The following is a 23,813-nucleotide window of genomic DNA, read 5'->3' on the forward strand; positions in this document are numbered from 1 at the left end:
CTAGAAGAGGTTTTCTGCTGTACCATTGAATTTATAGGGAAAATATAGTATCCTAAGGGGTCCGAGAAGCAGATGTGAAAGGAGTTGCCAAAATGACTGAAGCCTTACAACAGGAACAAGCCTATTTACAACATGTCTATGAGCAATTATTAAACAGCGAGAGCGAATTGAGTGAGTTACTTGAGCGTTATGAAACCGAAGGTCGTGCTAAATTAAGTATGTTAGCGAGCGAGGTCCGCTTAAATTTCGGAAATGATTCCGATACATTGGAGACCTTTGCCAACTTCGAAACGAAGAGTCGCGAAATTGATCAGATGAATTTGCGTATGGAAACAGCCGCTAGTCTCTTACAAAAGGTACGCCAGCTATTGAAAGTTCCGTATTTTGGTAAAATTGCGGTTGACTTTTTAGATGGCGATGAAGGTGAAACCGAAGATTTCTATATTGGTCGTCATGGTTTTGCGAAAGAAGATTCGCAACATTTAATTTATGATTGGCGTTCACCGATTGCGGAACTTTTCTACAATAATGATTTAGGTCCTTCGAGCTATCACGTAAATAAGCAAAGAATTGATGTGTCGATTGAAGCGCGTCGTCAACTAATCGTTGAGGCAAATCAATTGTTAAATTTCTTTGATACGTCGGTTGCGATCCAAGATGATGTCTTACTGGAAGCTTTGAAACAAGATGCGACGAGCCAAATGACCGATATTACCTCAACGATTCAGAAAGAACAGAATGTGATCATTCGCGATACTGAGCATCCTTTATTGTTGGTTAACGGTGTGGCAGGTAGTGGAAAAACGTCGACGATTATGCAAAGAATTGCTTACTTATTGTATTCATTGCGTTCAGAAATCACATCTGATAATGTGATGATTCTATCACCTAACCGTAATTTTATCGATTATATTTCAAATGTTTTACCTTCTTTGGGAGAAACGAATCCCATGAATTTAACCTTCCGTCAATTAGTGGACCAATATTTAATTTGGGAAATTGAAGACGAGCAGCGTTATTTCAATCGAATTAGTTCTGCCGTCGATGATCAACAAGTGAATATTCTGCGTAGTTCAGCCTTTTATGAACATGTTAAATTGTCTGGTGCTACCTTAGCGAAAAGTGGTTTCTTCAATCCTTTAACTTATAAAGGTAAAGATATCGTGCCCGTTGCACGTATTCAGAAATATTTCGACGAAACGCCTGAAGACAATTCTTTACAGCCTCGTCTACAAGCAACTAAGCAGAAATTATTAGCTTATTGGGAAAAACGTTTGAATACTCAAGCTAAAAAGCCTAAAATGCAAAACTTGATTTTAACTTTGTCGGAAGAAATGCAGGAGAAATATTTCGGTAGCTTGATTGCAGATGAATCCAATGCTAACTTAGTCAAGTTAGGCCGCCAATTCTTACATAAGAAATACCGTAAAATTACCCAAGCTTTACAAGATAATAGTTGGTTAAACTTCCATGCGATGTTTAATACAGTTTATCAAGATTACACAGGTGAAGCTTATCAATTTGCAAGAGATGACAGCTTTACGGTTGATGAAGCAGCAATTTATTTAACGATTATGCATCACTTTATTGATAAATTAAATATCCCAGATATGCGTTTCGTTTTAATTGACGAAGTCCAAGATTATTCCCCTGCACAAATTCACTTATTAAAAGATTTATTTACGAAGAGTGAGTTCACAATGGTTGGTGACGAAAATCAGGCCATCTTTAATAGTTCGATTGAGTTTGACCAAATTAAAGCGATTTTCGAAAAAGAAAATGCTGCTAGTGCGGCAGTTGGTATTGGTGGACGTGGAGCGGTCGCTCGCGCTCAAAGAGGACGCGACTATGTTCAACGTTACGATTTACTGAACAGTTACCGTTCGAGTGGTGCGATTACTAAAGCCTTTAGTGGTCTGGCGAGCACCCGTAACGAGATTGCGATTACACCAATCCGCCCTTATGGCGAAGCACCTGTAATGAAAGAAGTTGAGAATTCTAATGATTATGTTGAATTGTTGGAAATATTACACACGCAATTACCTAAGGGGAGTCAGTTAACGCTTATTACTAAAACGGCTCAGCAAGCCGAAACACTGCGCGATTTATTAGCAGAGCAATTGCCAAGCTTAACTACTGATAAATTCTATCAAGTATTACCAATTAGTGTATCAAAAGGTTTAGAATTTGATAATGTGCTAGTGGTCGATGTGTCAGCCGACAACTATCAGAGTGCACGCGACCAGAGAATTCTTTACACAGCTTTCTCACGTGCGATGGATCGTCTCTTTATTACTTATCAAGGCGAAGCTAGTCCATTCTTAACTAAATTACGTTAAACAATTTTGCTCTTGGCCAAGACGGTCGAGAGCTTTTTTAATAATGTAGCCCTAAAAACGAAAAAAACCACCCACTAACCGAAGTTAGCAAGTGGTTAAACTTTAAGGAATGATTAAGCCTGGTTAGATGAACCAAACATGTCCATAGTTTCTTTAGTTGTTTTAACAATCGCATCGAAACCTGGTTTAATTACTTTACGTGGATCGTAAACTTTATCGTCAGTGTTTAATTTCTCACGAACAGCTGCTGTCCATTGTTGTTGTAATTCAGTGTTCACGTTGATTTTAGCGTGTCCACGTTCGATAGCCATTTTAACTTGGTGCTCAGGGATTCCTGATCCACCGTGTAATACTAATGGAGCACCAGTAGCTTCAGAGATTGCAGCCATTTCTTCGAATCCTAATTGAGGTTCGCCATCGTAAGTACCGTGAACTGAACCTAAAGCAGCTGCTAAAGCGTCAATGCCAGCTTCAGAAACCATACGTTTACATTCTTCAAGGTCAGCGTATTGTACGCCACCGATAACACCGTCTTCTTCACCACCAACAGTACCAACTTCAGCTTCAACTGAAGCACCACGTTCGTGAGCATAAGCAACAACTTCTTTAGTAATTGCAATGTTTTCGTCGATTGGGCTATGAGAACCATCAATCATAACTGATGAGTAACCAGCATCAATCGCTTCTTTACATGAAGCAAATGATGAACCGTGGTCTAAGTGTAAAGCCACAGGTACAGTAATATCCATAGAATCTAATAAAGCATTTACCATTGCCGCAACAACAGTTGGTCCACCCATATATTTACCAGCACCTTCAGATACACCTAAAATTACTGGTGAATTGTTTTCTTGTGCAGCAGTTAAAACAGCTTGTGTCCACTCTAAGTTGTTAATGTTAAACTGACCTACAGCATATTGTCCCTCTTTTGCTTTGTTCAACATGTCTGTCATACTAACTAAACGACTCATGATCAAATTCCTCCTTGATTACAATACAAAATTTTATTCCTTTATAATTATACTCCAAAAATCTCCATGATGCTAGGGACAAACAACATCCTAGCACATTCTTTCAGAAAACTATCATATTATCGGAAATTTTGCTATTTTTGCGGATTGCCTGTTCATCATCGATTGAACGAGAATCATTGAGTTTATCGCTTGTTTGTTGCTGAAAAAATTCTGTTATATTGAAGGTTATTGTAGAAATGACTCTCTTTCGAGCACCTTCAAAATACGAACAACCTGCTATTTCAGGTTTATAGCCGATTGTCTTGACGTATCGGCAAGATTAGCATTTATTCTAGCCGATGATCTCAGTCCTTCGACTAGATTAGCCCTTATTCTAGCCGATTCTCTCGGACCTTCGGCTAGATTAGCTCTTTTTCTAGTCGATGCTCTCAGACCTTCGCCTAGATTAGCTCTTTTTCTAGTCAATCGAGCTTTCAATGCCTGCATCACTAGCGAAGGCTTTAGAAGCGACCACTGCCTTGGAAAAATAAGCTGAACAACGTACAATCCTTGGTAAATCATTGTAAGACTTATAAAACCTTATACCAAGAAAAATTCCTGCCGCAAGCATTTACGACAGGAATCTACTAGGTTATAAATATTTTTTAATTATTGACCGTTGCCGTTTTTATAAGCTAATGCGGCTTCTACAAAGCCAGCAAAAATACTTTGTGGACGGTTTGGGCGTGAAATAAACTCTGGGTGGAATTGTGATGCAATAAAGAATGGGTGATCAGCTAATTCAACAATTTCCACTAAACGGTTATCTGGACTTACACCTGAGAAGATAAGGCCATGTTCAGCTAACATTTCACGGTATTCGTTATTAAATTCATAGCGGTGACGGTGACGTTCTTCAACAACAGCTTGGCCATTGTATATTTCACGTGTTTTCGTACCTTCTTTAAGCGCGCATGGATATAAACCTAAACGTAATGTTCCGCCTAAGTTTTGATTTTCTTCTTGGTCAGGCATTAGGTCGATTATTTTGTAAGCAGCTTCTGGATTCTCTTCAGCAGAATCTGCACCTTCTAAACCGACAACGTTACGCGCAAACTCAACACACGCTAATTGCATACCTAAACAGATACCAAAGAATGGCACTTTGTTTTCACGGGCATATTTAATGGCAGAAATTTTACCGTTAATACCACGGTTACCAAAACCACCTGGTACCAGGATACCATCTACATCGCCTAAAATTTCTGAGGCATTTTCATCTGTCACATTTTCAGCATTAATCCAGTTAATTTCAATCTCACTATCGAAAGAATAGCCTGCATGTTTTAAAGCTTCCGCAACTGATAAGTAGGCATCTTGTAATTCTACATACTTACCTACTAAGGCAATTTTAGTTGTTTGTTTTAAGTTTAAAACTTTTTTCTCTAAAGCAATCCATGCTGACATATCAGCTGCTGGTAAATCAGACATGCCGAAGTGTTTTAATACAATGTCATCCATGTGTTGTTCTTGTAAGCTCAATGGAATTGTGTATAAAGTCTCAACGTCGCGCGATTCGATGACTGCGTTTTTGTCCACGTCACAGAATAATGCTAATTTATCTTTGATTGAGCTTGCTAATTCTTCTTCCGTACGAACAACAAGAATGTTTGGTTGAATACCTAAACTACGTAACTCTTTCACACTATGTTGTGTTGGTTTCGTTTTAACTTCACCCGCTGCTTTTAAGTATGGAATTAACGTTGTATGAATGTATAAAACATTTTCAGCCCCAACGTCTGAACGCATTTGACGTAAAGCTTCTAAGAATGGTAAGCCCTCAATATCGCCTACAGTTCCCCCAACTTCAGTAATCACGATATCCGCGTTAGTGATTTCACCTGCGCGCATGATTTTTTCTTTAATTTCGTTCGTGATATGTGGAATAACTTGCACAGTTGCGCCTAAATAATCACCATTACGTTCTTTGCGTAGTACTTCTGAGTAAATTTTCCCTGTGGTTACACTTGAATATTTATTAGCGTTCACATCGATGAAACGCTCATAGTGACCTAAGTCTAAGTCTGTTTCTGAACCATCGTCTGTGACGAATACCTCTCCGTGCTGATAAGGACTCATCGTACCTGGGTCTACGTTAATATATGGATCGAATTTTTGAATCGCAATGTTTAACCCGCGATTTTTTAAAAGTCGTCCTAATGATGCTGCGACAATTCCTTTACCGATTGATGAAACAACGCCACCTGTTACAAAGATGTATTTTGTCATGAAAATTTTACCCCTTTTGTTTATTGATTTCTTGTACGACTCGTCAAATGAGCCGTACGGGTTAACCGAAGGTCGTCCAAAAATAAAAAAAGCTCCCCATTCCATTGGAACGGGGAGCTCTGACGACTTACTTTACCCTAATATACCGCTAGGGTGCCCAATGAAGATAATACTTGATTCGATTTTCTTAGTCAAGCACTTTAAATAATTATTTTTAAAAAATATTATTGGAGTGGCCTAGTCTTTGAATTCCTCTTCGTCATAATCTTCATTTTCTTCTTCGTCTTCGTCTTCGTCTTCTTCATCTTCGTCTAGTTCGATTTCTTCATCGTCATCTAGCTCAATTTCTTCATCGCCTAATTCTGTTAAATCGCTCTTATACTCGCCAAGTTCTTCATCATCTTCCTCTTCTGCATCTGGGTCGATAATTGTGTTTAAATTGGCTGTATCGTCTTCTTCGTCATCCTCATCTTCATCAAATGAATCGTCTTCTTCGTCGTAGATACCATCAATATCTTCTGGATCATCATCGTTGTAGTCAATCATATCGTCTGAATCAGCAAAAGCGTTTAATTTACGTTTTTTCTTCAACTTGCGTTTTGGTGTTTCTTCTTCTTCGGCAGAAGTGATGATTTCTTCATCAATTTCGTCGATTGCATACCAAGCACGCAACCCCCAACGATTATCTCCTAAAGAAATAAAACGTCCATCAATATTAATATCTGTGTAGAAACGTGTCATGCGCGTTTCTAGCTCAGAATCATTGAAGCCAAGATATTCTTGGATAGTGACTAATAAATCAGCAAAATCAACGATGCTACCTTTGTTTTCTAAAATAGCATGCGCCACCTCGATCATTGATAATTCTTCTTTATTTATACCTGTAAATTGTTTTAATTCCATCCTGGCACTTCCTTCCTAGTGTACCTTTATATATTACCGATTTGTTACTTATAAATCAATTGAAAATCGTATTTACCGAGCATTTCTTGCTCATGTTTTATTTCGTAAGCTAAATACAATTGATGTCCATCTACTAAGCTTTGCCAAGACATTTGCTTGGTTACTATTTCAAGTTGCCAAACACCTTGTGGTGTATGGTAAGGCGTCAGTGTATTCTGCGATAAATCAAAAAACATTGAATGTGCTGGCTGCTTGATTTCTAAGATATTCGCCTCTCCATTACGTTGTGGTCGCCACTTCAATTCGATTTTCACATCATTATTGTCCGTATAAGTTATACGAGAAAAAGTTGACAATTCAACTAGTTCTCCTTTAGTCTTCACTTCAAATAATTCACGTTCATCTGAACTCTCATGTTGCACCCACTGCTTAACATGTAAAGAAATTTCGCGTCTCTCCATAAGTCACCTCACATTCTAATTCTTCTGCTTATTCATTATAAAACAAAGCATGCTATAATCAAAGTAACAATCTAAACAAGGAGCACAAATATGCCAAATTTTCCTTACCTCAGTCAACATGATTGGCTAATTTACGACGAACACCACAATCCTGATGCACAAATTGCCGATACTACAATGGCCTTACAAGATAGCTTTGTGCGTTATTTACCCAAATTGAATCAAACTTTAGCCGAGACTGGCCAGATGACGGCTAATGAACACTCAAAGGGCCAAAAAGCTAAAGCCATTCTACACTTTTATCCATCCGTTCGTCCAACAATCCTGTTAGGCGCTAAAGATAAATTACTCGCCAACTTTAGTGAAGGCATTGAGCATTTAATTCAAGCTAACTATACTGTGACTTTGCGCCCACATGGCGGATTAGCAGTCGTAAACGATGAAGGGGTCATCAACCTCGCTCTAGTTTCGGATAATGCTCATTTCCCACTATCGATTGATGAAGCTTACGAGCAAATGGTTAAACTCATTGCGCTGACATTAAAACCTTATGGTCTACTGGTAGAAGCCTATGAAATCGCGGACTCTTACTGTCCAGGTAAATACGACCTCGTCATCGACGGACTCAAAATCGGAGGCATTGCCCAACGACGCTTCAAAACTGGCCTTACAACGGCAGCCTACCTTAGCATCAATGGTAACCAAACGCAAAGAGCCCAATTAATCCAAAATTTTTACAAAATAGGACTCGCCGACGAGCGCTTCCCAACAGTGAATCCCGCTTCGATGGCAAACATTGCAGATTTCCTAGCGCCTGAAGAACAAGCCAAGATGACTGTCGAGCAATTCAAGCAAGCTATTCTGGCCCTATTAGCTGAGCACAGCCATTATACACTTGGCGATTATACCGCCCCTGAACTCCAAGCAATCTACCAACCACGCTTAGAGCAGGCCCGTAAACGTAGTTTAAGTATTCAACCCAACAAAGACTAAAGGAGGCATACAGTAATGCAGTCTTTCACAGAAAAAGTAGCCGCACAAAAATTAACTCGCGAAAAAGTTTTTCGTGACCCCGTTCATGATTATATTCATATTCGTGATCGCATCATTATTGATTTAATTAACACCCGAGAGTTTCAACGCTTGCGTCGCATCAAGCAACTTGGTACCTCTTCATTTACTTTTCACGGTGCCGAACATACCCGTTTTAATCATTCGCTGGGTGTGTACGAAATTACACGCCGTATTATTAGTCAATTCAATCGTAACTATCCCTCTACTTCCAAATACGATGGGTTATGGGATCCAGCTGAAAGATTAGTCGCTTTGTGTGCAGCCTTATTACACGATCTAGGCCACGGGCCTTTCTCACACACCTTTGAAGGCATCTTCAATACAAATCACGAGCGCATTACAGGTCAAATCATTACCTCACCCGAAACAGAAATTAATCAAGTACTTCGCCGTTTAGGGGATGACTTTCCTGAAAAAGTCGCGAGTGTCATTGATAAAACTTACCCTAACAAACAAGTAGTTGAACTAATCAGCAGCCAAATTGACGCTGACCGCATGGACTATTTATTGCGTGACGCCTACTATGCGGGCGTTAGCTACGGAACCTTTGATTTAACACGAATTTTACGCGTCATCCGACCTTATAATGATAAAATTGTCTTTGATTTTTCAGGCATGCATGCAGTTGAAGATTATATTGTCAGCCGTTACCAAATGTATATGCAGGTTTACTTCCACCCGGTTTCGCGTGGAATGGAACAAATCCTGAAAAGCTTATTGGTCCGCGCTAAATGGTGCTACCAACAAGACGACATTCACATGAAAACGCCAATTGGCTTACTGGAACCTTTTCTCTTTGAAAACTGGACCATTGAAGACTACTTGCGTTTAGATGACAGTGTCGTCAACAGCTACTTTGTGCATTGGTCGCAAGAAGATGACCGGATTCTTGCGGACTTGGCTAACCGTTTCCTTGACCGTAAACCCTTTAAATCAATCTTGGTTAACGAAAAAGAAGCCACACAATTATCGATTGCCGTAACAGAGGAATTATTCAATTTAACCTATGACCCAACTTACTACTTCAGCGAAAATAGTAGTTATGATTTACCTTATGACCACTACCGTCCTGACCGTCAAAGTAAAAATTCGCAAATTGAATTAGTGACGAAAACCAATCAAATCGTTGAATTATCCCAAGTAAGTGCCTTGGTTAATTCCTTAACGGGTAAATCACGCGGTGACCACCGTCTGTATTTCCCGAAAGAATTATTGTCACATATCAATCAAGTGCCGGCAGATCAACTCAATGAAAACCAGAAAATGATTATCGCTGCCTACTTCAACGAACACAATGATGTCACCCACCAAATTCAACAAAGACTCTTTTAAATGCCAAAATACGACTAGACGCCAACATGTGGTCTAGTCGTATTCTTAAGGAAAGACAAGAAAATGGATTCTGTCTCAACGCATGTTTTTTTACCCCACTTTTTATCAAGCCATTAACAACTTTCCTTATGGTTCAACCAAGCCAATTATCCAGAAGTCGACACATTATACACTCTGCATATCCTCTCCACTTAGAATTCCTGAGCGTAATTTTTAATAAATCGGCAGATTATTCTGTCACTTTTGCGAAGACATGCATAACCTTATATTAAAGGGTCTTTTCTTCCTTTGTGTGTTAGTACCTTTTCTTTATCGCAACGTTATTTATTCTTCAAGTCAAATTCTGTTTTTTTAAGGTGGTTCCTAGCTTTTAGGCGTCTGCCCTTGGCCTTATGGCAATCACTTTTTTATAGATAGTTCATCCACGAAAAATTGCAGCTTGTATAACCTTTAATTCATGCAATCGTTCTAACACGACTTTGCAAAACTCATCTTTAACCTTCGCTTCTACAGCACCTTCTGTGAAATGGTAACGCCATGAGATGCTAATTTTTCAGTTATTTTAATTGAAATCTTTCTTGATACAGGTAGCATACTTCACGAACCTACTGGAACCATTTAATAGCAACTATTGCTTCTTGGAAACTACTTCTTAAGTAAAATTATTCGTTTAAGTGTTATGTGCGGTTTTGTTGGCTATTTTAGAAAATATGTCGCAATAGAATTATTTGGTGATACTATGGTTTTAACATATTGAGATTGAATAAGACTCCCAACTCTCAAAAATATCTATCTCATAGCCTCCATCTAAACATAAATAACGTAGATCATCGTTGGAGCAATGACCTACGTTATTTAATGGTGAATGGATAAATTTAAGTGGAAACTTTAGACTAAATCTATTTTGACCGATATTGTTTGTTCTGGAACATCATAGAAAGGATCTTCACGACGTCCTAAGAAATCACGTGCTTGCACTGGGAATGATGCATAACTCAATACATCTTCTTCACTATGCGCATACGCTTGGATTTCTTCACGTAATGTAGGTAATTGTGGCTCAATTAAGTCAGCCGGGCGAACTGTGATACTAGCTTCATTACCAATTATTTGAGCTTTGACTGCTTCATTAATTGGAGCTGGTGGACGACCGTACAAACCTTTCAGATAGTCTTTAATTTCATTTGGTACCATCTTATACCGTTCACCCGCAATAATATTCATCACGGCTTGTGTTCCAACCATTTGCGATAAAGGTGTCACTAATGGCGGATAACCCATATCAGCACGAACACGTGGGACTTCTGCAAGCACTTCATCATACTTATCAGCAAGTCCTGCTTCTGTTAATTGACTTAATAGGTTGGATAACATTCCGCCTGGTACTTGATAGATCAGCGTTTTAGGCTCTACATCTTTTACTTTAGCTTTCAATATTCCTTCATCACGAAAACGATCGCGTATCGGGTTAAAATGTTCCGCAACTTCCGTTACTTTTTCCATATTTAAGCCCGTTTCAAAGCCTAAGCCTTCAAGCGCAATCGCAACCGATTCTGTCGCTGGTTGAGATGTCCCGCCAGCAAAAGATGAAATAGCTGTATCAATCACATCTGCACCTGCTTCAGCAACTTTCAAGTAAGTCATTTCAGAGATACCTCCCGTTGCATGCGTATGCACAACAAGCGGTAAATCAATCGCCGCCTTAATACGACTCACTAATTCGTAACCCGTTTGCGGCGTCAATACACCGGCCATATCTTTGATACAGATTGAATCTGCACCTAAATCAGCCATTTCTTGGGCAAGCTCTACGAAATAATCCACCGTATGTACTGGACTCGTTGTATAAGAAATTGCCGTTTGCACATGACCACCTGCTGCTTTTGTCGCACGAATAGCTGTTTCTAAATTTCGCGTATCATTTAACGCATCAAAAATTCGAATAATATCGATACCGTTCTCAATGGCTTTTGTTACGAAGGCTTCCACTACATCATCCGCATAATTACGATAGCCTAGAATATTCTGACCACGCAATAGCATTTGTAATTTTGTATTCTTAACATTAGCACGAATTTGACGTAATCTTTCCCATGGATCTTCGTTTAAGAAACGTAAGCATGAGTCAAACGTAGCGCCACCCCAAACTTCTAGTGAATGGTAACCCGCTTCATCTAAGGTTGATAGAATGGGTAACATATCTTCAATTGGCATGCGTGTTGCAATCAAACTTTGTTGACCATCACGTAAAACAGTTTCTGTGAAACGTATGTTTTTAGTCATTAACCTTCTCCCTTTCATTTTCAATTAATTCAGCAATCGCTGCTTGCATTTCTTCGACCGAATGAGTTCGAGAACGACCACAAACTTTCGCATCCTCTTCACAAATTAAGCAACGGCGTGTCGGTAAGTTCAAGTCTGTTCGACTTATACTATGAATATGTTCAGTCGTCATGATCGCACTGGCCTCTTCTCTTCCAAATTGCAAGCTGTCAGCTTCACGAGATTCACAATATAAAACATCCAAATCAAGCAATCTGCCCCAAGGATGTTGTTGCTCGATGTCAATCATGGCTTTTTTTAATACCTCTGCCGGTAAATCAAGCAACATATAATATTCTGGGCCTGTCACTTTTTCGCGGTATAAAGTTGTCAAAATTGGAGCTGCTTGAATACTCGGGTGTTGCCTTACGACATCCATCACCTCTTCAAAAACATTACGTAAAATTGGAGATGTCTTAATCGGGCCTGGAATATTCATCGTTGCTGATAGTAAGGAAGCGTGTCTATTCTTAGCAAATAACTCCCTCTGAGTCAGCGATCTTTGCTCACGGGTTTCAAGCATCATCATTAAATCTACTGAAATCCCTTGGGCGAACACCGCATTAGACATTACGCACCACGTCAATTAACGTACCATCACGGTATTCAATTAAAGCAACTACTTTATCGCCATATTGAATCGGTTCTGGATTACCTACAATTGCGTATGCTTTTTCTTTTAATTCTTCAATTGTGTATTGAGGAATATCAAGAGTTGTAAAATGTTCGATTAAGTCTTGACGAGCTGGGTTAATCGCAACTCCAATTTCAGTCACGACAACATCGACACTTGCTCCTGGTGTAATCACTGTGTTAACTGAATCAACCACTGTCGGAATACGTCCACGCACCAATGGTGAGATAACTAGACTCATTTTACTTGCTGCACTCGTATCACTGTGTCCACCTGAGGCACCACGGATAACACCATCTGAACCCGTCATAACATTAACGTTATAGTTCGTATCTACTTCTAAAGCAGATAGAATACAGATATCTAGTTGGTTAATCGCTGAGCCTTTACTTAAAGGTGATGCATAGAAATTCGCATCCACTTCAATGTGATTTTCATTACGACCTAAAGATTGCCCAGATAAGGCATCAAAGTCTTGAACATCAATCAATTTTTCGACTAAACCATCTTCTAATAACTCTACCATTTGATTCGTAATACCACCTAAAGCAAAGGCAGCTTTCACGTCATCTTTAATCATAGAATCGCGTAAGAATCGTGCAACTGCTAAGGCAGCACCACCCGTACCCGTTTGTACTGAAAAGCCATTTTTATAATAAGGTGATTGCGTAATCACTTTGTTTGCATACTCTGCAATCAATAATTCTTTCGGATTGGTTGTAAAACGAGTTGCACCTTTAGCAATACCAGATGGGTCTCCAATTGCATCAACTTCTACAACGTAATCAACGTCTGTTTGCGGAATGCTAATTGGTGAGTTCGGATATGAAACTAATGTATCTGTAATAATCACCACTTGGTCAGCATATTTTGCATCAATCATGGCGTAACCTAATGAACCACAGACTGCTTTACCAACTGTTCCGTTCGCATTTCCGTACGCATCTGAAGATGGTGCTCCTAAGAAGGCCACATCAATATGAATATCTCCTGCAGCAATGGCACGAGCACGTCCTCCGTGAGAGCGAATCACCACGGGGTTTTCCATAATTCCATCTGATATGGCTGCACCTAGTTTATCTCGCAAACCACTTGATGTGATATTCGTGATGACTCCATTTTTAATATGTTCAATTAAAGGTTCGTGAACGTTGGCAATCGAACTTGGTGCAATCGATAAGTTTTTAATACCCATCTTCGCAATTTCTTCCATTACCATATTGATAACAAAATCGCCTTCACGGAAATGGTGATGGAAAGAAATCGTCATGCCATCTTTTAAACCTGTTTTTTCGATTGCTTCACGGATGCTTCCTAACAATTTAGTATCCGTTGGTTTCACCGGTTTCAAGTCACGACTTGCTTCTTTATAAGGTTTTACGTTTGTAAATAAATCATCGTAAACGCCATATTGATCAGCATGTTCTTGAGGGATATCGCGTCCTACATTATTCTTTACCATACTAAATATCCTCCTCTTTGATTAATTTTGCTGCTTTAGCAAGTGCAATCACACGCTCAGCACGTTCAACGATTGGTTTATCGACCATCTTACCGTTAACTGAAATAACACCTGATCCTTTAGCTTCTGCTTCACGAATTCCCCAGATTACTTCTTTGGCATTCTGAATTTCTTTAGCCGTTGGTTGATAAATTTCATTCACTAGTGGAATTTGACGTGGGTTAATGACAGACTTACCGTCAAAACCTAATTGTTTGATTAAACGTACTTCATCCTGGAAGCCTTCTGAATTGTCCACATCAGAATAAACCGTATCAATGGCTGCAATGCCTGCGATTCGCGCTGCATGTAGAATCATATTACGTGCAAAGAATAATTCTTGACCGTCTGGATGACGTTTCGTTTTCATGTTTGTTACGTAGTCTTCTGCACCTAAAGCGATGCCAATTAAGCGGTCAGATGCCATCGCAATTTCACGTGCATTCATCACCCCTTCAGCTGATTCGATCGCGGCCATCATTTTAGTTGTCCCTACTTCGATACCGTATTTCTCTTCAACAGCTGTAATCACCTTAGCAACGTCGATAATATCTTGAGCACGCTCTGTTTTGGGTAAACGAACGACGTTTACGCCTGCCGTCACAACGGCTTCAACGTCTTGATCACCACCAGCTTCTAATGCATTAATACGAACGACAGTTTCGACTGAACTATAGTCGATTGTTTTCAATGCTTGATGCACTAACATACGCGCAGTATCTTTTTCTTTTAAAGAAACTGCATCTTCCAGGTCAAACATGATTGAATCTGCACCATATAAAGGCGCATCTCTTAACATGGCCGCATTAGCACCTGGTACAAACATCATCGTTCTTCTTAAACGCTCCATGTGCTAATCTCCTTCCAATCATAACTCTCTTCACCCGACGCACGATAAGCTGCTGCAATGGTACGTGCTTGAATGGTACAATCTAACGCACCTTTGTCGACCGCTACTACTTTAACGGATTCTATTTTTAATAAAGCTAATGTATCTTGAATGACCTTACGGATTTGTTTGCCGAATTGTTTCTCAACACTACTATCGAGTGAGATTTCAATTCCTTGCGTTTCATTGGGTACCAGTGTAATCATAATATCACTAGATTCAACTGTACCGGCAATCGCAGTTTGTTTGATTTCCACTATTTTTTCACCTCTAAATTTTATTGTGTGCTTGTAAATATTGATAACTTGTCTCCGGCAGCAAATTCCGTAAGACGGCATCATTATTATCTGTAATGGCTTGGCGGACTTTAGTCGCACTAATAATCGTATCCGCATGCGTAATTCTTGGTAGAATCGTTAGTTTCAACGTTTCACCAAATACCGCCTGCATACTTTCATTATAAACATTGGTCACTTTGGAATAAGGCTCATCTCCCACAAAACGTTCAGTAATCTTCAAAATTGGTGCGACACGCTCTTTAAATAAGCGCGCGTCTAATGAAGACTGAACACGGGCGATTGATAACTCCGCATCATCTTTTAAAAAGTAAGATGGGAAGGTTGCACTTGAAACCATATAGTTATTCGTTGGTAAAACTGTGACATTCGCTAAATGTTCAGTTCCCAACTTAACCATCGCGAGACGATCGGCCGCTGAGAATTCTGACCGTTCTTCCGTTAGAACAAATACATAAACATGTTCGGTATGCTCTGCAGCATAAGTCACTAAGTATTGATGCCCTTTTGTAAACGGATTGGCATTCATCACAATGGCACTGGCACTACCAGCCGTTTGATATTGTGCTAACATTTTTAAATAATCATCGAAGTCCGGCTGCCCAAATTCCATAAATAGAACATCTTCATTCGCAATCACTTCTTTAAAGCCAAGTGACTTAAAAATCATACGCTTATCTGGTTTCGTATACACAAAATAGTGCAACTCACCTTCATCACGCAATCTCTCCATTAAATGCATCATCACTTGAGTCAGTAAATTTTCTGATTGATAATCTTGGCAAACCGATACACACTTAATAATGTTACCTTCAAAAGATCCAGTTGCAGCTAAAGTGTCGCCGTCAAACACACCCACCGTATAATCCACTGTTTCATGGCTATTTAATTTTGAACGTCGCATGATGTCAAGCCACTGTTCGTACGCCAGTGGATCACGGTCCAACCAAAGTCTTTTAAATGTAAACATTTAAGTGCTCTCCTTTCTATGATTAAACGTTAATTACTCCTCACCTGGGAACATTTTGAGTAAGATTAAAGATACGCCGTAAAGAGCGCCTAGAACTAGGAAAATCCCTCCCATTCCCAATACCATCAACTCTAAAGCTTTTGTAATTAATGCTGGATCGAAATTCATAAGTTTCTCCTTTCTAACATTGTGTTTCAAAAAGTCTAGCTAAAGTAAGCTAAGATTAGTCCCCCTGCAATAACTGAAGCGATTTGACCTGAAACGTTCGCACCCACTGCATACATCAACACAAAGTTTTGTGGGTCTTCTTCGGTTGCCATTTTCTGGATAACACGACTCGACATTGGGAAAGCAGAAATACCTGCTGCACCAATCATTGGATTGATTTTTTCTTTTCTGAATAGATTTAATATTTTGGCAAATAAGACACCACCGATTGAATCCATGACGAAGGCTACTAAACCAAATGCAATAATCATTAATGTTTGTAAGTTTAAGAATTCTGAAGCTTCCATCTTCACTGAGATGGCTAAACCTAATAGAATACTTACAATGTTGACTAATTCATTTTGAGCTGTATTCGATAAGCGATCCAACACCCCACACTCACGTAGAATATTACCAAACATTAAGAAACCAACTAAAGGCGCTGAAATTGGCGCGATTAGACTTGCGATAATTGAAATAATAACAGGGAATAACAGCTTAGTTGTTTTTGAAACTGATTTGGCACTGTAATTCATACGAATACGACGCTCATTCTTAGTGGTGACTAATTTAATCGCAAAAGGTTGAATAATTGGAACCAATGCCATGTATGAATACGCGGCGACTGTAATCGGTCCGAGTAAATTAGGTGCTAACTGATTGGATACGAAGATAGATGTTGGACCATCTGCCGCACCAATAATACCAATTGAAGCTGCTTCTTCTAAAGAGAAACCGAACATAACAGCTACAATAATAACAAAGAAAATTCCAAACTGAGCAGCTGCTCCAAATAGTAACATAAACGGATTTTGCAATAATGGACCAAAGTCAATCATCGCACCAATCCCAATAAAGATTAACAGTGGGAAGAGTTCATTACCAATTCCGAAGTTAAAAAGTAAATCAAAAGCCCCTTCTTGCTCAACGCCATTGACGACTTGAGTCAATACGCCTGTACCAGGAAAGTTTACTAAAATTGTACCGAAGCCCATTGGTACAAGTAGCGTCGGTTCATATTCTTTCCTAATCCCTAAGTACATCAGAATGATACCCACAACCATCATCGTAATTTGAGGTAGTGTTATTGACATAATACCTTGTAATAATGTTTCCAAAGAGTCACTTCCTTTTTCTTAGATATCGTTAATAAATTTAGTTAAGTGTAAATAATGCGTCGCCTGCGTTAACAATTTGGCCTGTTGCCACATGAATGCCTGCAACTGTTCCATCGTTATTCGCAACTACTTCGTTTTCCATTTTCATCGCTTCTAGGATCATGACTGGTTGGTTAGCCTTAACTGCATCGCCTTCTTTAACTAAAACTTTTAGAATCGTTCCTGGCATGGGTGAAACTTGTGCGTCTGCACTAGCTGGTACCACCGCTGGAGTTGGTGTTGCTTCTGTAGCTGGTGCTTCCGAAGCAATCGCTACTGGTGCTGGAGCGGCTTGAACTGCAGGTGCTGCTTGAGGTGCACCTCCAATTTCTTCCATTTCAACTAAATACTCTTTACCATCAATTGTGATTTTAAATTTACGTAACATAATAGGCCTCCATATAGTTTATTTTCTTTTCTTACTGATACTTTTTACAACAAACTGACTATCCTCATGAGCTCCTGCAGCTAAACTTGCAGCAATCAACGACACTGTTTTCGCTTCAGGATTACGTTGATAAATATTCTTGACAACAAATTCACTGTCAGGTTGATCTCCAGCAGCAATCGCTGTGGCAATCACACTTACTAGTTCGTAGTCTGCCGGATCAGCGTCAATATATGCTGGTATTGGCTCCCACTCACTTGACGCTGAATTTGTAGCTACTGACTCCGAGCGATTGGACAAGGCGGTTTCTGAATCTTCTTGTTTACTTCCGAACAATCTTTTAAACCATCCCATTTAATTTCTCCTTTCTCAATTTGTTTTACAATTCCATTATAGTTTTTATTTCGCAGAACTAAAGCATTTCAACGTTTTTAAATTGTTTTTTTAGTTTCCTTCTATATTATAAACCTAATTTTTGCGTCACAACTGAAGGTGTTTTTACACCAGGTATTCTATTAAATAAAAGGCTTCCATTTCTGTAATATGATTCAATGAAAAATATATGAATAAATCTCAAGCCCATCCCTGAATATTTTAAGAATTTAAGCCTAGGCTGTCATGTGAATGAAATCACCCATCATTTAATGAATCTTTATCGGGCTAGTCACTAAATAAACATAAGCGACCGGCTCTCCATAGTGGCATGTATCATAAATTTTAATTGATAAAATTCAAAGTATATCGTTAAGCAAAACACAATCTTATCCTGTTATTTATTCCTTCATTTATTTTTATTTTTTAGCAATAAAATTATAGGATTTAATAACTTGTTCTTCCTGACTTCTCTATTTTTAACGTTTACCTAAACTTTTCTTATTCTTCCTCATGAAATTAGCCTTATATTCGCTTATTTTTAAGCTGAATATTTTGGGCATTTTATAGAAATCACTAAGTTAACATTAAGTAGTTTATTTTTCAAAAACGAATCGTCCTGTTTTTTTTGTGTACTTTTGCTATGAATGGGCTATCATTTTGATAATTAATAATTTATTCTTAAGTCAGCTAAGAACACGTCGTTGAATTGGTATCGCTTGCATGTGAAAATTATAACGTGGTGCTTATAATTTTTTATTCGAGTGACTATCGTTTCTTATTGTAGAATTTGTCAAAAATGAAAGGATGAAAAAAATGTTATTGACCATCTTATCTTATGCTATGATTATCGTCTTTATGTACGTTATCATGACTAAGAAAATGTCGCCCTTTACCTCATTAGTTATTGTCCCCCTCGTCTTTGCTTTAATCGCTTTAGTTGCTGGGGTAGCGTATGAAGGCGACCCGGGTAGTTGGGTTTTAGAAGGCGTTAAAACTACTTCTAATACTGGTATCATGTTATTATTTGCGATTTTATTCTTCTCTATCATGTTAGACGCTGGTCTTTTTGACCCTATCACAGAAAAAATGATTCGTTTTGCTAAAGGCGATCCGATGAAAGTCTTGATCGCAACAGCAGTTGTTGCCGCAGCAGTTTCTTTAAACGGTGATGGCACAACAACAACTTTAATCTGCTGTAGTGCGTTTATTCCAATCTATAAAAAATTAGATATGAAATTAATGAACTTAGGTGTTTTAGTCATTTTACAAAATACTATTATGAACCTATTACCATGGGGTGGACCAACTGCACGTGCAATGGCCGTTATGGATGTTGGTGCTGAAATCCTAGGATACTTAGTTCCAGGTATGTTATTTTCATTAGCATACGTAATCTTTGTAGTCGCACCATTTATGGGACGTAAAGAAAGAAAACGTCTAGGGATTGTTGACTTAAGTGAAGAAGATATGTTAGCTTTAACGCAAATTACGGATGAAGAAACAAAAGCAATCCGTCGTCCTCAAAACTGGACATTCAACATGATTTTAACTATCGTGTTAGTAGGTTGGTTAATCGCTGGTTCATTTATCGAAGCCATCGAATTACCACCATTAATGTTATTCTTAATCGGAACATGTATCGCCTTAATGGTTAACTACCCAGCACTAAAAGATCAAAACAAACGAATTAGTGAAAACGCGGGTGACGCAGTTCAAGTTGTTATCTTAGTCTTTGCAGCAGGTATCTTCATGGGGCTATTCCAAGGTTCTGGTATGGCTGATGCTTTAGCTCAAAGTTTCATTGACATTATTCCACCGCAATTAGGTGGCTTCTGGGGTATTATCGTCGCAATTATTTCAGCACCTGGTACGTTCTTTATCTCAAACGACGGTTTCTACTTCGGTGTGTTACCACCATTAGCAGAAGCAGGAGCATTATACGGTTTTACAAATATGGAAATGGCTTTAGCTTCTCTTATGGGACAAGCTTTCCACTTATTAAGTCCTTTAGTAGCTTTCATCTACCTATTACTTCGTTTAACAGGTTTAGATATGGGTGAGTGGCAAAAAGAAGCGGGTAAATGGGCATTAGGAATTTTCTTAATTTTCGTTGTAACCATTGTATTGACTGGACAATTACGTTTGTTCATTCCACAATAAATTTAAGTACTGTCAACTCCGCCAAGAACCTTCGGGTTCTTGGTATTTTTTATCACAAGCTTTACTTTACAGACTATTTTTCCAATAGAACTGCTTCTATAAAAGGCTAAATACAGGTATTGGAAACGCTTAACTTTTGATGTTCGATATAGTACAATGAACCTATCAAATAGAAGAAAGGCTGATGATTTTATGGCAACTGTCGAGAAATTCCCAACGAGTGCTATTCGCAAAAGCAACCCACATTTTTCCCGTCTTAAGTCAACTGTTGAAACAGCTTTTTACTCAAATAATGTCACGCTTGTGTCCACAATGGAAGATGCTTATAACCGCTCTCTCGAATCCCCTAACACTATCGTTTTAGACGCTGAAGTCAAACATGCTGAAGAACTAGGCTTACCCGCTGGCGCTAAACAATTACTCACTCAAGATGGTCGTGTGTTTGGTCGTACTGCGAAAGCTCGTCGTAATTACGGTGATAATCCTGAAGAAGATGAAAAGTTACTCGGAATTGTACGCGATGCAATTTTCCAAGGCTCACATGAACCGTTCCTTAGATCATCAGCTTATGTTGGTTTAGCGGAAGATTTTATGGTGAAGGCACACATTACAATGCCTGCGACTCAAAGCAATAATTTATATTCATGGTTAATGAACTTCCAAATTACCAATCCAGTTTATGATGAGTTATATGCAAAGTCAAAAAAATACCCAGAAAATGACTTATACATTTTCTTTTATCCTGAGTTCAAGCATCCAGATTATCCAATGGGTCTATCATATTTTGATTCTGATCATAATGTGGTCGCAATCTTAGGGATGAACTATTTTGGCGAAATTAAGAAAGGTACTTTGACTTTAGCTTGGGGAACTGCTGCGCGTAATGGCTATGTTGCTTGCCACGGTGGTTTAAAAATATTCCGTACAGAATCTGATGCTCATGTGGCCTCATTCTTCGGTCTATCCGGTTCTGGTAAATCAACTTTAACGCATGCCAAACACGATGGACGCTATGATATCCAAGTCTTGCATGATGATGCCTTCATTGTGAGTATCGCAGACGGCTCTTCAATCGCTTTGGAACCTTCGTATTTCGACAAAACGAATGATTATCCCGCTGGTCACCCAGAACAAGATTACTTTGTCACTTTACAAAACGTTGGGGTGACGCTGGATGAAAATGGTAAAAAGGCGCTCGTTACGGAAGATATTCGTAATGGTAATGGACGAACTGTGAAATCTCGCTATTCAACTGCTAATCGTGTAGACCAAATTATCGATCCAATCGATGCAATTTATTGGATTATGAAAGATGATTCTTTACCACCAATAGTCAAAATCACAGATCCACTTTTAGCCTCAGCTTTTGGTGCAACTTTAGCAACGAAACGTTCTACTGCTGAGAATACTACTGATGATCGCGACGCTTTAGTGATTGAACCTTATGCTAATCCTTTTCGAGTATATCCATTGGTTGAAGATTATGAGAAGTTTAAAGCCTTGTTTGAAAAAGGCGTGGAATGTTATATTATCAACACAGGAGAATTTTTAGGTAAAAAAGTGACGCCTAGAGATACTTTAGGTGTGATTGAAGGGAACGTGAATCGTTCTGCAGTATTTAAACCATTTGGTCCATTGGAACACTTCGAGTTTGTAGAAATCGATGGTTTTGATGTACCATTTGATGATGATGTTTATTTAGATTATTTAAAAGGTCGTATGCAAGGTCGCTTAGATTTTATCGCTAACTTTAACGCACAACATACTCAAAATCTCTTGCCGAATGAGATTATTGAAGCATTCCAGAAAATTGTGCGTACCATTAATTAGTTATCTTAACTTGTTTCTGAGTTTTCCTCGTCGATCTCAACTGAATGTTAGGAGCCAAATGAATGAATGACATATTCGAAGCCGTAAAACAAAACTTAGACGTAAGCCATAATCGCTCTTTAAAAGAGTCGGTATATCAAGCTTTTCGTAAAACCATTATTTTGGGTGATATACCTGCTGGTGTACGAATTAACGAAATGGAATTTGCAGAAATTTTAAACATTAGCCGAACTCCTATTCGTTATGCCTTAAAGAAATTGACTGAGGAAAACTTAGTAGAACATGTCCCTAGAATTGGCATGATAGTTAAAGGAATTCGCATTAAAGATGCCCATGAGATTTATGATATTCGAAAAGCATTGGATACACTTGCCACAATCAAAGCCATGGAGAATATGACACCAGAAGATTTTGTCGCTTTGGAAGATTTACTAAACTATGGTGAACAATTGAATGCTGAAGATAAAGTGGATGATGTTCTGAAAAACTTTTCCGACTTCAATGCCTTTATCTATGAAAAATCTAAAATGCTACGATTACGTGAAATCGTGACCGAACTCCAAACATATCTCGTCTATTTCCGAGATGTCGCGATTCGTTCCTCACAGCGTCGTAATATTGCGCTAGAAGAACATTGGTTAATTTTAAAAGGTATGAAAAATAATGATATTCCATTGATAACGATGATGGTCCATGACCATTTAGACCGTTCCTTGGTTTTTATCTTAGCAGAAATGGAGCGTCGAAGTCTTGACTAAGCATTTAACTCAAGAAGTTGCTGCTTACGCAACTCAAGCCCTCTTATATGAAGTGGCCTTAACCCCTAAACCAGGTTTAGTCGATCGAGCCAACAACGGTTCTCATCATGATATGGATTTTTACACATTTCTCGATAGCATCGTGGCTTTAAGCCCCTACTTCCAACAATATGTTGATTTAGGCTACCTACATGAAGGTTCTTTAGATGATTTGTTTGACAGTTGTCGATTCATTGGCATTCAAGCCGAAAAAGATATGCTGAAGGCAACCAAGGGGATCAATACCCATAAAGGCGCTAACTTTTCTTTTGGTGTCATCTTAACCGCGATTGGCTATTATATTAAGAATCACCCTCGCCTACCCTTTGATACGATTGATGTCGAAGCCATTTTTGTCATCGTTCAGAAAATGACTGAAAACCTAATTCAAAATGATTTCGCGAGATTAAATTTAAAAGAACAATTGTCTTACGGTGAAAAATTGTATTTGGATAAAGGGTTGACTGGTATTCGAGGTGAAGCAGCCAATGGCTATCCCGCTATTCAACGCTTAATGATGCCATTTCTACGTAAACATCGCAATCGTTCTGAAGCCGTTGATATTATTTATTTGCGAGCTCTAGTCTTGCTGATGAGTAAAATTGAAGATGGCAACATTCTGCATCGAGGCGGTTATGAGCAATGGTTACAAGTAAAAGCCGAAATGGCCGATTTGCACGATGCTGATTTAGAGACAGAAGATTTCATCCAGGCATTAGAAGAGTATGACCATCAATTGATCAAGCGTCACCTCAGTCCAGGTGGAGCTGCTGATTTAATTTCGTTAGGCATTTTCTTCTCTTTATTAGAAGGTTTATTTAATTAATTATTACGCAAAATTCCCCAATACCTTTTAGCAAGAAAGATTGCTAAGAAGCATTGGGGAATTTTTAGATTTTGCGCTGATAGATTATACACACAGAGATGAAAGTTGAT

At 38.8% G+C, this 23,813-nt stretch carries 21 protein-coding genes; 7 read left to right on the top strand and 14 right to left on the bottom strand.

All coding sequences use genetic code 11. The annotated features are described in order from the left end of the window. The first annotated feature begins 92 nt into the window (after positions 1 to 92). Positions 93 to 2,339, top strand: coding sequence for a HelD family protein (locus GF867_RS07615; RefSeq protein WP_153832514.1), 2,247 nt, complete (start codon positions 93 to 95; stop codon positions 2,337 to 2,339). Between the two features lie 113 nt (positions 2,340 to 2,452). Here GF867_RS07615 and fba read toward each other — a convergent pair whose 3' ends face one another. The 4 genes from fba to GF867_RS07635 form a co-directional block, all read right to left on the bottom strand. Then, positions 2,453 to 3,310: a class II fructose-1,6-bisphosphate aldolase gene (fba, locus tag GF867_RS07620; RefSeq protein WP_153832515.1), complete on the bottom strand. Its 858-nt coding sequence runs from the start codon at positions 3,308 to 3,310 to the stop codon at positions 2,453 to 2,455. A gap of 651 nt (positions 3,311 to 3,961) precedes the next feature. Continuing rightward, a complete protein-coding gene (pyrG, locus tag GF867_RS07625) occupies positions 3,962 to 5,581 on the bottom strand; it encodes a CTP synthase (protein WP_153832516.1) in 1,620 nt (539 codons plus the stop codon). Positions 5,582 to 5,818: 237 nt separating this feature from the next. Beyond that, positions 5,819 to 6,484 (bottom strand): DNA-directed RNA polymerase subunit delta, encoded by a 666-nt coding sequence (gene rpoE, locus GF867_RS07630; protein ID WP_153832517.1) that lies wholly within the window; start codon positions 6,482 to 6,484, stop codon positions 5,819 to 5,821. A gap of 44 nt (positions 6,485 to 6,528) precedes the next feature. Then, on the bottom strand, positions 6,529 to 6,945 hold the full coding sequence (locus GF867_RS07635; protein ID WP_153832518.1) for a DUF1934 family protein: 417 nt from the start codon (positions 6,943 to 6,945) through the stop codon (positions 6,529 to 6,531). Positions 6,946 to 7,035: 90 nt separating this feature from the next. Here GF867_RS07635 and GF867_RS07640 point away from each other — a divergent pair, with 90 nt between their 5' ends. Together GF867_RS07640 and GF867_RS07645 are read left to right on the top strand one after the other, a co-directional pair. Next, positions 7,036 to 7,938, top strand: a complete 903-nt coding sequence (locus GF867_RS07640) for a lipoate--protein ligase family protein (RefSeq protein ID WP_153832519.1) — start codon at positions 7,036 to 7,038, stop codon at positions 7,936 to 7,938. A gap of 15 nt (positions 7,939 to 7,953) precedes the next feature. After that, complete coding sequence (locus GF867_RS07645) at positions 7,954 to 9,351, top strand: HD domain-containing protein (protein ID WP_153832520.1); 1,398 nt, start codon at positions 7,954 to 7,956, stop codon at positions 9,349 to 9,351. Between the two features lie 888 nt (positions 9,352 to 10,239). Here the strand turns inward: GF867_RS07645 and GF867_RS07650 are convergent. Genes GF867_RS07650 through GF867_RS07690 form a run of 10 tightly spaced genes read right to left on the bottom strand, consistent with a single transcriptional unit; the run spans position 10,240 to position 18,069 of the window. Beyond that, complete coding sequence (locus GF867_RS07650; protein WP_153832521.1) at positions 10,240 to 11,634, bottom strand: oxaloacetate decarboxylase subunit alpha; 1,395 nt, start codon at positions 11,632 to 11,634, stop codon at positions 10,240 to 10,242. Continuing rightward, positions 11,627 to 12,244, bottom strand: a complete 618-nt coding sequence (gene citX, locus GF867_RS07655) for a citrate lyase holo-[acyl-carrier protein] synthase (protein ID WP_153832522.1) — start codon at positions 12,242 to 12,244, stop codon at positions 11,627 to 11,629. Before citX ends, GF867_RS07650 begins: the two co-directional genes overlap by 8 nt. Then, positions 12,237 to 13,769, bottom strand: coding sequence for a citrate lyase subunit alpha (gene citF / locus GF867_RS07660; RefSeq protein WP_153832523.1), 1,533 nt, complete (start codon positions 13,767 to 13,769; stop codon positions 12,237 to 12,239). Before citF ends, citX begins: the two co-directional genes overlap by 8 nt. A gap of 1 nt (position 13,770) precedes the next feature. After that, the gene (gene citE / locus GF867_RS07665) at positions 13,771 to 14,658 is read right to left on the bottom strand and encodes a citrate (pro-3S)-lyase subunit beta (RefSeq protein ID WP_153832524.1); all 888 of its coding nucleotides are present in this window, start codon (positions 14,656 to 14,658) and stop codon (positions 13,771 to 13,773) included. Then, on the bottom strand, positions 14,646 to 14,954 hold the full coding sequence (gene citD, locus GF867_RS07670; protein WP_311453174.1) for a citrate lyase acyl carrier protein: 309 nt from the start codon (positions 14,952 to 14,954) through the stop codon (positions 14,646 to 14,648). The genes citE and citD overlap by 13 nt, the downstream gene beginning before the upstream one ends. 13 nt (positions 14,955 to 14,967) lie before the next feature. Further along, a complete protein-coding gene (citC, locus tag GF867_RS07675; RefSeq protein ID WP_153832525.1) occupies positions 14,968 to 15,963 on the bottom strand; it encodes a [citrate (pro-3S)-lyase] ligase in 996 nt (331 codons plus the stop codon). Between the two features lie 33 nt (positions 15,964 to 15,996). Next, complete coding sequence (locus tag GF867_RS14045; RefSeq protein WP_253940778.1) at positions 15,997 to 16,131, bottom strand: OadG-related small transporter subunit; 135 nt, start codon at positions 16,129 to 16,131, stop codon at positions 15,997 to 15,999. Positions 16,132 to 16,166: 35 nt separating this feature from the next. Next, positions 16,167 to 17,288, bottom strand: coding sequence for a sodium ion-translocating decarboxylase subunit beta (locus GF867_RS07680; protein WP_153832526.1), 1,122 nt, complete (start codon positions 17,286 to 17,288; stop codon positions 16,167 to 16,169). A 37-nt stretch (positions 17,289 to 17,325) separates the two neighbouring features. Beyond that, on the bottom strand, positions 17,326 to 17,715 hold the full coding sequence (locus tag GF867_RS07685; protein ID WP_153832527.1) for an acetyl-CoA carboxylase biotin carboxyl carrier protein subunit: 390 nt from the start codon (positions 17,713 to 17,715) through the stop codon (positions 17,326 to 17,328). 18 nt (positions 17,716 to 17,733) lie between these two features. Beyond that, the gene (locus tag GF867_RS07690) at positions 17,734 to 18,069 is read right to left on the bottom strand and encodes a hypothetical protein (RefSeq protein ID WP_153832528.1); all 336 of its coding nucleotides are present in this window, start codon (positions 18,067 to 18,069) and stop codon (positions 17,734 to 17,736) included. An 834-nt stretch (positions 18,070 to 18,903) separates the two neighbouring features. Here GF867_RS07690 and GF867_RS07695 point away from each other — a divergent pair. The 4 genes from GF867_RS07695 to citG all read left to right on the top strand — a co-directional run bounded on the left by GF867_RS07695 (position 18,904) and on the right by citG (position 23,703). Beyond that, on the top strand, positions 18,904 to 20,250 hold the full coding sequence (locus GF867_RS07695; protein ID WP_153832529.1) for a CitMHS family transporter: 1,347 nt from the start codon (positions 18,904 to 18,906) through the stop codon (positions 20,248 to 20,250). Positions 20,251 to 20,442: 192 nt separating this feature from the next. Continuing rightward, entirely contained in the window at positions 20,443 to 22,080 is a 1,638-nt protein-coding gene (locus GF867_RS07700; protein WP_153832542.1) for a phosphoenolpyruvate carboxykinase (ATP), read from the top strand. Positions 22,081 to 22,142: 62 nt separating this feature from the next. Then, positions 22,143 to 22,838 carry a GntR family transcriptional regulator gene (locus tag GF867_RS07705; protein ID WP_153832530.1) on the top strand — a complete coding sequence of 232 codons (696 nt, stop codon included), beginning with the start codon at positions 22,143 to 22,145 and terminating at the stop codon, positions 22,836 to 22,838. Then, positions 22,831 to 23,703 (top strand): triphosphoribosyl-dephospho-CoA synthase CitG, encoded by an 873-nt coding sequence (citG, locus tag GF867_RS07710; protein WP_153832531.1) that lies wholly within the window; start codon positions 22,831 to 22,833, stop codon positions 23,701 to 23,703. The genes GF867_RS07705 and citG overlap by 8 nt, the downstream gene beginning before the upstream one ends. Positions 23,704 to 23,813: the final 110 nt, after the last annotated feature.

Origin of the sequence: Fundicoccus ignavus, from assembly GCF_009659375.1 — a bacterium.
Lineage (GTDB): Bacteria > Bacillota > Bacilli > Lactobacillales > Aerococcaceae > Fundicoccus > Fundicoccus ignavus.

Bases quoted from the DNA above. Each gene is read 5' to 3' on its own strand.
- GF867_RS07615 (WP_153832514.1), top strand. From the start codon at position 93: ATGACTGAAGCCTTACAACAGGAACAAGCCTATTTACAACATGTCTAT.
- fba (WP_153832515.1), bottom strand. From the start codon at position 3,310: ATGAGTCGTTTAGTTAGTATGACAGACATGTTGAACAAAGCAAAAGAG.
- pyrG (WP_153832516.1), bottom strand. From the start codon at position 5,581: ATGACAAAATACATCTTTGTAACAGGTGGCGTTGTTTCATCAATCGGT.
- rpoE (WP_153832517.1), bottom strand. From the start codon at position 6,484: ATGGAATTAAAACAATTTACAGGTATAAATAAAGAAGAATTATCAATG.
- GF867_RS07635 (WP_153832518.1), bottom strand. From the start codon at position 6,945: ATGGAGAGACGCGAAATTTCTTTACATGTTAAGCAGTGGGTGCAACAT.
- GF867_RS07640 (WP_153832519.1), top strand. From the start codon at position 7,036: ATGCCAAATTTTCCTTACCTCAGTCAACATGATTGGCTAATTTACGAC.
- GF867_RS07645 (WP_153832520.1), top strand. From the start codon at position 7,954: ATGCAGTCTTTCACAGAAAAAGTAGCCGCACAAAAATTAACTCGCGAA.
- GF867_RS07650 (WP_153832521.1), bottom strand. From the start codon at position 11,634: ATGACTAAAAACATACGTTTCACAGAAACTGTTTTACGTGATGGTCAA.
- citX (WP_153832522.1), bottom strand. From the start codon at position 12,244: ATGTCTAATGCGGTGTTCGCCCAAGGGATTTCAGTAGATTTAATGATG.
- citF (WP_153832523.1), bottom strand. From the start codon at position 13,769: ATGGTAAAGAATAATGTAGGACGCGATATCCCTCAAGAACATGCTGAT.
- citE (WP_153832524.1), bottom strand. From the start codon at position 14,658: ATGGAGCGTTTAAGAAGAACGATGATGTTTGTACCAGGTGCTAATGCG.
- citC (WP_153832525.1), bottom strand. From the start codon at position 15,963: ATGTTTACATTTAAAAGACTTTGGTTGGACCGTGATCCACTGGCGTAC.
- GF867_RS14045 (WP_253940778.1), bottom strand. From the start codon at position 16,131: ATGAATTTCGATCCAGCATTAATTACAAAAGCTTTAGAGTTGATGGTA.
- GF867_RS07685 (WP_153832527.1), bottom strand. From the start codon at position 17,715: ATGTTACGTAAATTTAAAATCACAATTGATGGTAAAGAGTATTTAGTT.
- GF867_RS07690 (WP_153832528.1), bottom strand. From the start codon at position 18,069: ATGGGATGGTTTAAAAGATTGTTCGGAAGTAAACAAGAAGATTCAGAA.
- GF867_RS07695 (WP_153832529.1), top strand. From the start codon at position 18,904: ATGTTATTGACCATCTTATCTTATGCTATGATTATCGTCTTTATGTAC.
- GF867_RS07700 (WP_153832542.1), top strand. From the start codon at position 20,443: ATGGCAACTGTCGAGAAATTCCCAACGAGTGCTATTCGCAAAAGCAAC.
- GF867_RS07705 (WP_153832530.1), top strand. From the start codon at position 22,143: ATGAATGACATATTCGAAGCCGTAAAACAAAACTTAGACGTAAGCCAT.